Here is a 10824-nt window from a genome sequence, read left to right as displayed (position 1 = left end):
ACGCGTACAACCCGACAGCGGTGAGCCCCGCAGCCGAATGGCCAAACGCGTACAACCCGACAGCGGTAAGCCCCGCAGCCGAATGGCCAAATGCGTACAACCCGACAGCGGTAAGCCCCGCAGCCGAATGGCCAAATGCGTACAACCCGACAGCGGTAAGCCCAGCGTCTGAATGGCCGAACGCGTACCATCCGACGGCGGTAAGTCCCGCAGCCGAATGGCCAAATGCGTACAACCCGACAGCGGTAAGCCCAGCGTCTGAATGGCCGAATGCGTACCATCCGACGGCGGTAGGTCCTGTAGCGGAATGGCCGAATGCGTATCATCCGACAGCGGTAAGTCCCGTAGCGGAATGGCCGAATGCGCAGCCTTCCATTAGTCCGGTGTCAGGAAAGCGCGGGAATGATCAGGGAACGGCTTTTAACGGCAGTCCGCCCTTTTCGGCACCTTTGTTGCCCCATCTGACAACGTCCTATCCGTATGGGAATCAGATCGCTACGGTTAGTGCTTACCCGGGTGTCGGCACACTGCCTTTTGCTTCGTTCGGAGCGCCGGAATCTCCGGTAGCGCCTATTTCCCCGCTGGTGGATGAATTCACCCCAAAGCAGCAGGAAAATAAAGCGAAGGGAAGCGCAAAGACTTCACCTCCGAAGAGCAAAGCCCGTAACCGCCAAAAATCGGCTTATGCGGCGATCAACAGCCTACTGAACAGAAACCGGCGCAAGGCAAGCCTATCCAGAGTTAAGAGAAATAGTCCTTGGCTGAGCAGTTAGTCGGCAACGTCTTCGATAGAAATCAAGCCAAACCGTTCTTCCAGATGGAGGAACGGTTTTTCTTATCCATCCATAAAGATAGGCCTACTTCCATGAATAAGGAAGTAGGCCTGATGGATAAGGACCGATACTGCGTTAGGCTCGCTAGGAAGAAGCGGGGAATGAGCTGCCTGGAGGCTGTGCCAGCAGGGCATTGTTCCCTTCGAGAATGCTGCCCTCGCTTTCGTAGACGCGAGGGACCCGTTTGCCGATGCCGCAAACGACCTCGTAATGAATACTGTTCATCAACACCGCCCATTCGGCTGCACCGAGCGGAGGTCCCAGCGGATCTTGTCCGAACAGGGTAACCTCCTCTCCCGGCAGTAAGCCGGGAATAGCGCTGACGTCTAGCATCGTCTGGTCCATGCAGACGGTCCCGACGATGGGCACGCGGACTCCGCGGACAAGCACATGCCCGCGGTTGGAGAGCTGGCGGGGCAAGCCGTCCGCATATCCGACGGGCATGACAGCGATGAGGCTGTCCTTCGCCGGCTGGAACGTGCAGCCGTAGCTGATCGCTTGGCCTTGGGGAACATGCTTGAGTGCCGCGATGGTTGTACAGAAGCGCATCGCAGGAATAAGGCGGGTCCTGGTGCGAGCTTCCGCAATCGGATACAAGCCATACAGGCCGACGCCGACACGCACCATATCCAGATGCATATCCGGATAAAGCAAGGTCGCCGCCGTATTGCAGCAATGGCGGAGCACCTTTTCCGTTCCATGTATCCGCATGGTCTGCAGCATCTCGCCGAATAGAGCGAACTGCTTGCGGGTGTAGGCACTATCTAGGTTATCCGCATCGGCAAAATGGGTAAATACCCCCTCAAGCTCAAGCAGCGGGTTAGCCTGGATTCGGCGAAGCAGTGTCCAAGCCTCTTCTGCTGACGCAGTTCCGAGCCGGGTCATGCCTGTATCCAGCTTCAGGTGCAGTTTGGCTTTCTTTCCGATCGTTCGCACGGCGGCCTCCAGCGCGTCCAGCGTTTCGGACGAGATCACGGTAATTGCGATGTCGTGTTCAACGGCAGCTATGACGGATGCAGGAGGTGTATAACCTAGAATGAGAATAGGTGCACCGATGCCGGCCAGTCTGAGCTGGAGCGCCTCATCGAGGAACGCGACTCCAAGGTGGGTTGCTCCTGCAGCCAGAGCGGCCCGGGCGACCGGGATGGCGCCGTGGCCGTAAGCATCCGCTTTGACGACAGCCATCAGACGAATACCGGGCCGTAGCAAAGCCTGGAAGGAGCGGATATTAGCCCCGATGGCGTCCAGCGAAATCTGAGCCCAGGTGTGTCGGTAGCTGAACATGCGGGTGAAGCTCCTCTCATATGTAACTCCGTTGTCTTTGGCTTGCAGGACCGGAGATTATCATCTTTTTGTTGAATGGATAGCCGTAACGAAACAGGCCGGTTCCCCCGAGCGAGAAGCTTGAGGAATCGGCCTGTCGGTGATGCGTTTCACTGCTAGGGGCAGTGTGAACCCGATCAGAACTTGATACCCAGCACGTGGTTGTACGGGACGAACCCGATGGCCCGGCTGTCCTTGCTATGGTTGCGATTGTCGCCCATGACGAACACATTCCCTTCAGGTACGGTCCAGGTCTGGGAAGGCTCGGCTTGCATCTGCTCATTCAAGTAAGGCTCATCCAGCGGTTGTCCATTGCGGTACATCTTCCGGTCCTTCAGCTCCAGGACATCGCCTGGCTTGCCGATGACACGCTTCACGTACATATTGGGATCGTCCACTCCGCTGATCAGGCGAAGCAGCGGATGCTCAAGCAAGTCGTCCTTCAGCGTGCGCGGCCGGTCTACCCGGCTGTCGATAATGACGATATCCCCGTACTCCGGCGCATAACGGAACGTATGCGACAGCTTGGAGACGTAGATTCGTTGTTGATCGTGCAGGGTCGGGTCCATGGAATGCCCGAGCACCTTGGTCGGCTGGAAGATAAACATGCCGATCAGGATGGTCAAAATAAAGGCTGCTGCAATGGAACGGGTCCAAGCCCACACTTCCTTCAGTAGCGATTGCATCGGTTCGTCAACATCCTTTCCTGCTGCAATGAAGCCATATGTCCAAGTATACACAGAATCCGTATAAACGTCGATCCCTATGGGAAAAATAGTAAAATCATGATGCATAAATAAAGAGGGGATTGCTGATGAAACTCTACAAGTGGTGGAATCATCTGAGGAGGCAGTGGAAGCGCAGGCTTCGGTTGAAGCGAAGGTTGCTGTATTTGGCAGTCTTGACGCTGGTGCTTGCCTCGTGCTCGGCGTGGGTGTGGTTCGCTCAGGACAGGAGTGCGACCGATGAGACCCGCGCATGGTTTGAACGACATAGCCAGGCGGTATTCGGGAAGACTGTGGCCGAAAGCAAGCAGCCGGAGGAGGAAGTAACCCGCATGCTTCAAGGGATGGATGGGGAGCGGGAAGCCTTCACACGCAAATCGTATGTGTGCGGGGAAGAGTTGGAGAGAGTCGGCATGCTGAACGCAGAGGGGATTCTGGATTATTATCGGCAGCATCCTTCACTGGTCGTCAGCCTGGGGGAAGCCAATCGGGTGTTTTTCACGGAGTTGATTGACGATCTGTCGCCGGAGTGCAAGGAGCATGCCTACTTCGGGCTGGACGCCCAAGGAAATTTGTCGATGTTCGAGGGTGTTCCTGGCTCGGGCTCGGAAAATGTACTGCGTACCTTTTTCCAATTGAACATTGGACATTTGGAAAGCAGTCTCCCCCGCGAAACGGTCCGTCAATTGTACCAGGGCATACGGATTCGAGACTTGGATGACTACAACAGCGTACTGTCCACGCTGAGCGATTATGCGGTGGAGGAGACGGAGAAGGCGATGCAGCAAGCGCCACTTCCAATAGAATGAAATCAAGCAGCCATAAGCCCGCGCGGATGAAGACCTAAGCCCGCTCCCATCCGCAGCGGGCTGGTTATATTCCTGCTAAGGTCTTGACCAGCTAAGGCATCCGTCTGAACGCGGATGTCTTTTTCGGCGTGTTCATCCCTGCTTTATTCTGCTATAATGAGAAGTGAATACATATGTTCGCTTTCGGCTATGGCAGACTTGGTTTGCCGGGGGAGCGGGCGGGGGAGCTGCGGCAGATTTGCGTATTTTAGGCATTGATCCGGGAATCGCGATTGTTGGTTTCGGATTTATCGATAAGCAGGGACATAAGCTAGTGCCGGTGCAGTACGGTTCGATTCAGACCGAGGCGCATACGGATGACAGTCTGCGGCTGAAGCAGGTGTATGACGCACTCGTCCAGCTCATTGACAAGTACAAGCCGGATGCGGTGGCCATCGAGAAGCTGTTCTTCAACCGCAACGTCACGACTGCGATGACGGTTAGTCAGGCCAGAGGCGTGCTCATACTGGCCGCTGTCCAGCAAGGACTGCCGGTTGCGGAATATACGCCGCTGCAGGTGAAGCAGGCGATTGTCGGCTACGGCAAGGCCGAGAAGAAGCAGGTGCAGGAGATGGTGAAGATGTTCCTGCACTTGTCGGCCGTGCCCAAGCCGGACGATGTCGCCGACGCGCTGGCTGTCGCTATTTGTCATGCGCATTCTTCGGCGCTTCAATCCAAATTGAACGGAGCCACGAAACGATGATTGATTTTTTGCGAGGTGTGGTTGCCCACCGGGAAACTGATTATGTCGTGTTGGATGTGAAGGGAGTCGGGTACCGGGTATTTACGCCGAATCCTTATGCCATCGGGGCCAAGGAGAGCAAGGATGCCGAGGTCACGATGTTCATTCACTTCCAGGTGCGAGAGGATGCCCATCTGCTGTTCGGCTTCCAGACGCGGGAGGAGCAGTCTCTGTTCCGGCTGCTGCTCGATGTGAACGGCATCGGGCCGAAGGTAGCGGTCGGCATCATGGCCGGGGGGCGCCCGGAGACGATCGTGGCTGCGATCCGGCAGGAGAACCTGTCGTTCCTGACCAAGCTGCCCGGCATCGGGAAGAAGACCGCTCAGCGGATGGTGCTGGACTTGAAAGACAAGCTTGGCGCTTACGCGGCAAGCAGCGAAGCGGAAGGCTTCATGGCGATGGGAATCCCGCTGGATGTTCCTTCCGACGCAGGAGCCTGGGCCGAAGCCAAGGCTGCGCTGCTCGCTCTCGGTTATACGGAGGCTGAGGCGGACCGTGCAGGATCGGCCATCCAGTCGAAGCTAACGGGATTCGAGACGGCAGAGGGACTCACGAAGCTGGCTCTGCAGGCATTGTTTCAGCAATCTTTGTCTCGTTGACGCCGCCGTCGGGAGGCTCGTAAGGAAAGGAGAGATTCGACATGGATGACCGCATCATCTCGGCGAATTTGATGATGGAAGAAGATGTAGCGGAGTTCAGCCTGCGCCCGCGTTATTTGGCCGAATATATCGGTCAGGCGCAAGCGAAGGAAAACCTCAAAATTTATATCGAGGCGGCCAAGATGCGCAAGGAAGCACTTGATCATGTGCTGCTCTATGGCCCTCCGGGGCTGGGAAAGACGACATTATCCAATATTATTGCTAACGAGCTCGGCGTTAATCTGCGGACCACAAGCGGCCCTGCGATTGAGCGGCCCGGAGATTTGGCGGCGATTCTGACGAATCTGCAGGAAGGCGACGTGCTGTTCATCGATGAGATTCACCGACTCCACCGTACGGTGGAGGAGGTGCTGTATCCGGCGATGGAGGATTATGCGCTAGATATCATGATCGGCAAAGGACCAAGCGCACGGTCGGTCCGCCTGGATCTGCCGCCCTTTACGCTGGTCGGCGCAACGACGAGAGTCGGGCTGCTGTCCGCGCCGCTGAGAGACCGGTTCGGAGTCGTCAGCCGCTTAGAATATTATACGGTCGATGAGCTGTCCTACATCGTCAGCCGCACCGCGGATCTCCTCCAGGCACAGATCATCGGGGAGGCTTCCCGGGAGATCGGGATGCGGTCGCGCGGGACTCCGCGGATAGCGAACCGCTTGCTCAAGCGCGTGCGCGATTTCGCGCAGGTCAAGGGCGACGGCATCATCACGCAGGAGATAACGCATATGGCGCTGAGCAATCTGCAGGTAGACCCGATGGGACTCGACGAGATCGACCACAAGATGCTGCGCGCGATCATCCTGAGCTTTCAGGGAGGTCCGGTCGGACTGGATACGATCGCCGCTTCTATCGGAGAAGAGAGCCAGACGATCGAGGATGTATACGAGCCATATCTGCTTCAGATCGGATTTCTGCAGCGTACGCCTCGTGGTCGGATGGTAACCGAGAACGCCTGCAAGCATTTGGGCTTGCCCATGCCCAAGCGTTCCTGACAACAAGCGGGCGGCACGGCCGTCCGACGGTAAGGAAGGGGAATACATCGTCATGAATCCGCATACCAAGCTGTATACCGGTGGAGAATATCCGCCGGCGGAAAAGCGCGGGACAGCGTCTAGGATAGCTTCATCAACCATGAGCCAATCAGCAGGGGAGCATGCCGGCCATTGGCTTAGGGCTGCTGCCAAAACTGCCGTAAGCATGGCTGTAGTCGCAGCGCTAAGCACCGGAGCGCTCCTGCACAATGATCTGCTGCTTCCTTCCGCCTATGGAGCGGATGCTCCGGCTATCAATCCGCCGACGAGCAATCCGTCTACGGCCAATACCAATCCCCAGGCAGGCTCTGCGGATCAGGTTACCGCCGCGGGAGACACGGTGCGGGTCGCGCTGTTCATCGAGACGGCTCGTTATACGAACCGGGCGTCTGCCGTTACATTATCTGGGGACAACGGTCTGACGCTGTCCTTGCGCGACGCGACCGGACTGAAGCCGGTATACGGCTCCAAGGCCAAAGAGTCTGTCCGGGCATACACGGACACCTTCTATGTGCAGGCGCTTGCGACAGCAGATAGAGAGCAAGCGGCCTCCAAGGCGCAGGCGCTCAAGGGCTCCGGCACAGAGGCCGGCATTGTACAGCGGACCAAGCAGGGCAAGCCGCTGTATGTCGTTTATCAGGGGCCTTACGCCACTAAGGCGGCCGCCGATGCAGCTGCCAAGAGCAGCGCAGGGGCGACGGTCTCCGGCCCTGAACGGCTGAGCGCCGGTCTTTACGCGACGGAGGCGGAGGCGGCTGCACAAGCATCCGCGCTATACCAAGCGGGCTTCGAGGCCGACGTCGCGGTGACCGCCAGCGGATTTGCCGTCCTGGTCGGCGCGGAAGCCGATGCGGCGGGGCTCGCTGCGCTTAAGACCAAGGTAGCCGCAGCGCTTCCGGCCGTTCAGCTCACGGGCATCGATCCAGCACAGGGCTATGTGATCAAGCGGCAGGAGCTTCTCGCGTCTGCGCAAGGCACGGAACCCGTGACCGGTCTCATTGCAGGTAAGGGAGCCAAGCTATGGGCCGCGTCAGCAGATGCCAAGAACGGTGTGAAGGTGGCCGAGCGTTTCGGACGCTCTTATCGCGGGGGCATCGAGGTGACGGCGCTCAGCGGCAAGCTGGCCGTCATCAACGAAGTGTCCATGGATCAATATTTATATGGGGTGCTGGGCTCGGAGATCGGATCATCCTGGCCGATGGAAGCCTTGAAGGCCCAAGCGGTCGCCGCCCGGACCTACGTAAAGAAGCAAGGTCTCAAATATGAAATCGCCCATGTCAGCGATACGACGATGGATCAGGTGTACAAGGGAGTCGAGGCCGAATTTCCGGCAGCCGTCCAGGCTATCGATGCGACCCGGGGCGAAGTGCTAACCTATAAGGGGGCGCTGATCGAACCGCTGTTCTTCTCCAATGCCGGAGGAATTACAGCCGATTCCTCCGAGGTATGGGGGAATCCCGTGCCTTATCTAGTGAGTGTTCCGTCGCCCGATGAAGGCGCCCAGGCCGGGAAGAAGCTGTGGTACCGGATCGTGCTCCAGAATGGAGTGATCGGATACATTCATTCCGATTATGCCAAGGATACGGGGCAGAAGAATGAAGCCGGATTTCCTATCTATCAGTCGCATACGGAGACAGTCAACATCCGCTCCGCTCCATTCGTGGACAACACAAGCAACCCCGCTATTGCTAAGGCCGAGGTCGGTACCCGGTTTGTAGTCATCGGGGAAACGGTGGAATCCAACGCGTACTCCTGGATTCGCGGACCGTACGACTCAGCCAAGCTGAAGCAAGTGCTCGGCACCTCGCTGCCTGCCTCGGTGTCCGGGGACATTTACAGCCTGGAGGTGTCCAAGCAAGGTCCGTCAGGGCGTGCACTGGAAATTTCAGTGAACGGAGCCCCGGTCAAAACCTCATACCCGGATGCCCTTCGTTCGCTGCTCGGGGGATTGCCGAGCACCCGGTTTGAAATTGAGGAATGGGGACGCTATACTATACAGGGAGCTGCGGGTGCGTCCCGCAATGAAAGCTCCGGACAGCCGTTGTACGTGACAGGCGCTTCCGGTTCAGCCCAAGCCTACAAGCCCGAGCAGTTTTTCGTGCTGAGCGGGGATGGAGCGGTCAAGGCCGTGTCGGCTAAGCCGCAGTTTGTGTTTACCGGCAGCGGATTCGGCCACGGGCTCGGCATGAGCCAGTGGGGAGCCAAAGGACTCGCTGATCTGGGGCATGACTACCTATATATATTGAATACCTATTATACTGGCGTCGTACTGACCAAGTCTGCGCCGTAAGCGGTCGCCCTATAAGAAGCTGGTTCAGAAAGCACGCCAGATCTTGAGTTGCTCATGATCCAGCGAGGCTTTCTGAACCTTCATACGAGGGCGAACTATATCAGCCAAGGGAATGAGAACCGTCCATGCAAGTCGATTTATTTGATTACGAGCTGCCCGAGTCATTAATAGCGCAGACGCCGCTGGCGAACCGTACGGCTTCCCGGCTGCTGACGCTCGACAAGCGGAGCGGGGAGATCGGGCACCACGGGTTCGAACAGTTGGAGAATTATTTGCAAGCCGGGGATGTGCTCGTGCTCAATGACACGAGGGTCATTCCAGCCCGGCTTTTTGGCGTGAAGCCGGATACCGGGGCCAAGGCAGAGGTGCTGCTTCTTAAGCAGCTCGAAGGTGATACCTGGGAAGCACTTGTTCGTCCGGGCAAGAGGCTGAAAGTCGGAGCCTCCATACAATTCGGCGGAGAGCATGCACAGACGGAAAATACGGATGAGGCATCTGCAGGAGAGCCGCTGCTGACGGCAACGGTAGAATCGGAAGGTGAGATGGGCACGAGAGTGCTTCGCTTCTCGTATACCGGCATTTTCAATGAAATTCTGGACCGGCTCGGCCATATGCCGCTGCCTCCCTATATCAAGGAGCAGTTGCCCGAGCGTGAGCGTTACCAGACGGTGTATGCCAAGCATCAGGGCTCCGCGGCGGCTCCGACGGCAGGGCTTCATTTTACCGAGGAATACCTGCATAGGCTGGAGCAGAAAGGCGTGCAATTGGCTTATGTGACGCTGCATGTCGGCCTCGGCACGTTCCGTCCCGTGTCGGCGGAATCGATCGAGGAGCATGACATGCACGAGGAGTACTACGAGGTTTCCCGTGAAACAGCCGAGCGGATCAATGCGGCCAAAGCCCAGGGCGGCCGAGTCATCGCGGTAGGCACGACAAGTGCCCGCACGCTGGAGACGGCTGCGCGTGAGGACGGGATCCTGGAAGCCGGCAGCGGCTGGACAGGGATCTTCATCTACCCGGGTTACCAATACCGCATCGTCGATGCGCTGCTGACCAATTTCCATCTGCCAAAGTCAACCCTGCTAATGCTGATAAGCGCGCTAGCGGGACGTGAGCGGGTTCTGGCTGCTTACAAGGAAGCGGTCGAGCGGGAATACCGGTTTTTCAGCTTCGGCGACGCCATGTTTATTTATTAAAGGAAGTGACCTTACTTATGGCAATTACGTATGAACCTATTAAAACCTGCAAGCAATCGGGAGCCAGACTCGGGCTCGTGCATACGCCGCACGGTACGATCGAAACCCCTGCCTTCATGCCGGTCGGTACGCAGGCCAGCGTGAAGACGATGAGCCCCGAAGAGCTTAAGCAGATGGATGCGCATATCATTTTGAGCAACACGTACCACCTGTTTCTGCGGCCCGGGCATGACATTGTGAAGAAAGCCGGAGGACTGCACAAGTTCATGAACTGGGACCGTCCGATTCTGACGGACAGCGGCGGCTTCCAGGTGTTCTCGCTCAGCGAGATGCGGAAAATCACCGAAGAGGGCGTACAGTTCCGCTCTCATCTGAATGGGGACAAGCTGTTTATTTCTCCTGAGAAATCGATTGAGATTCAGAATGCGCTGGGCTCCGATATCATTATGGCCTTCGACGAATGTCCTCCATATCCGGCGGAGCACAGCTATGCCAAGCAGTCGCTGGAGCGGACGACCCGTTGGGCCGCGCGCTGTCTGGAAGCTCATGAACGGAAGCATGATCAGGGACTGTTCGCGATCGTGCAGGGAGGCATGTACGAGGATCTGCGCAAGCAAAGCGCAGCCGAGTTGACTTCCATGGATTTCCCGGGGTATGCTATTGGAGGACTTAGCGTCGGCGAGCCTAAGCCGCTGATGATGGAAGTGCTCGATTATACCGTTCCGCTGCTGCCCGCTAACAAGCCTCGTTATCTGATGGGCGTCGGTTCTCCAGATGCGCTCATCGAGGGATCGATTCGCGGTGTGGACATGTTCGACTGCGTGCTGCCTACCCGGATCGCACGCAATGGGACCGTGATGACGAGCCAGGGACGTCTGGTCGTCCGCAATGCCAAGTATGCCGAGGACTTCGGCCCGTTAGACCCGGCTTGCGACTGCTACACCTGCCGTAATTATTCGCGCGCTTACATCCGCCATCTGATCAAGGCTGATGAGACGTTCGGCATCCGGCTGACGACCTATCACAATCTGCACTTCTTGCTGGAGCTTATGCGCGGCGTACGCCAGGCGATCCGTGAGGACCGGCTGCTTGATTTCCGCGGCGAATTTTTTGAGAAGTATGGCATCGACGAGAATAGCAAAGGGTTCTAGTCAACCATTATATAGAGCTGTTAGTTTACAAA

10 protein-coding genes are annotated in these 10824 nt (G+C 57.4%); 8 read left to right on the top strand and 2 right to left on the bottom strand.

Going from position 1 to position 10824, the window contains the following annotated elements; translation table 11 throughout:
• Positions 1-773 (top strand): hypothetical protein (locus WMW72_RS26830; protein WP_341418655.1); only part of this gene is annotated, 773 nt, incomplete at its 5' end.
• Positions 774-917: 144 nt separating this feature from the next.
• Here WMW72_RS26830 and alr read toward each other — a convergent pair.
• A complete protein-coding gene (gene alr, locus WMW72_RS26825) occupies positions 918-2117 on the bottom strand; it encodes an alanine racemase (RefSeq protein ID WP_341418654.1) in 1200 nt (399 codons plus the stop codon).
• Between the two features lie 176 nt (positions 2118-2293).
• A complete protein-coding gene (gene lepB / locus WMW72_RS26820) occupies positions 2294-2842 on the bottom strand; it encodes a signal peptidase I (protein WP_341418653.1) in 549 nt (182 codons plus the stop codon).
• Between the two features lie 128 nt (positions 2843-2970).
• On the opposite strand from lepB, the gene WMW72_RS26815 reads away from it, so the two are divergent.
• The 7 genes from WMW72_RS26815 (at position 2971) to tgt (ending at position 10792) form a co-directional block, all read left to right on the top strand.
• Positions 2971-3690, top strand: coding sequence for a BofC C-terminal domain-containing protein (locus WMW72_RS26815; protein WP_341418652.1), 720 nt, complete (start codon positions 2971-2973; stop codon positions 3688-3690).
• A gap of 238 nt (positions 3691-3928) precedes the next feature.
• The gene (ruvC, locus tag WMW72_RS26810; RefSeq protein ID WP_341418664.1) at positions 3929-4432 is read left to right on the top strand and encodes a crossover junction endodeoxyribonuclease RuvC; all 504 of its coding nucleotides are present in this window, start codon (positions 3929-3931) and stop codon (positions 4430-4432) included.
• Positions 4429-5070 (top strand): Holliday junction branch migration protein RuvA, encoded by a 642-nt coding sequence (gene ruvA / locus WMW72_RS26805; RefSeq protein WP_341418651.1) that lies wholly within the window; start codon positions 4429-4431, stop codon positions 5068-5070. Before ruvC ends, ruvA begins: the two co-directional genes overlap by 4 nt.
• A gap of 41 nt (positions 5071-5111) precedes the next feature.
• Positions 5112-6116 carry a Holliday junction branch migration DNA helicase RuvB gene (gene ruvB, locus WMW72_RS26800; protein ID WP_341418650.1) on the top strand — a complete coding sequence of 335 codons (1005 nt, stop codon included), beginning with the start codon at positions 5112-5114 and terminating at the stop codon, positions 6114-6116.
• A gap of 139 nt (positions 6117-6255) precedes the next feature.
• Positions 6256-8445 carry a SpoIID/LytB domain-containing protein gene (locus WMW72_RS26795; protein ID WP_341418649.1) on the top strand — a complete coding sequence of 730 codons (2190 nt, stop codon included), beginning with the start codon at positions 6256-6258 and terminating at the stop codon, positions 8443-8445.
• 125 nt (positions 8446-8570) lie between these two features.
• The gene (gene queA, locus WMW72_RS26790) at positions 8571-9641 is read left to right on the top strand and encodes a tRNA preQ1(34) S-adenosylmethionine ribosyltransferase-isomerase QueA (protein WP_341418648.1); all 1071 of its coding nucleotides are present in this window, start codon (positions 8571-8573) and stop codon (positions 9639-9641) included.
• 17 nt (positions 9642-9658) lie between these two features.
• A complete protein-coding gene (gene tgt / locus WMW72_RS26785; RefSeq protein ID WP_341418647.1) occupies positions 9659-10792 on the top strand; it encodes a tRNA guanosine(34) transglycosylase Tgt in 1134 nt (377 codons plus the stop codon).
• The last annotated feature ends 32 nt before the right edge of the window (positions 10793-10824 follow it).

Origin of the sequence: Paenibacillus filicis, from assembly GCF_038070315.1 — a bacterium.
Lineage (GTDB): Bacteria > Bacillota > Bacilli > Paenibacillales > NBRC-103111 > Paenibacillus_G > Paenibacillus_G filicis.
Note: the sequence above shows the minus strand (reverse complement) of the source record. Positions and strands in the feature narration are given on the sequence as shown.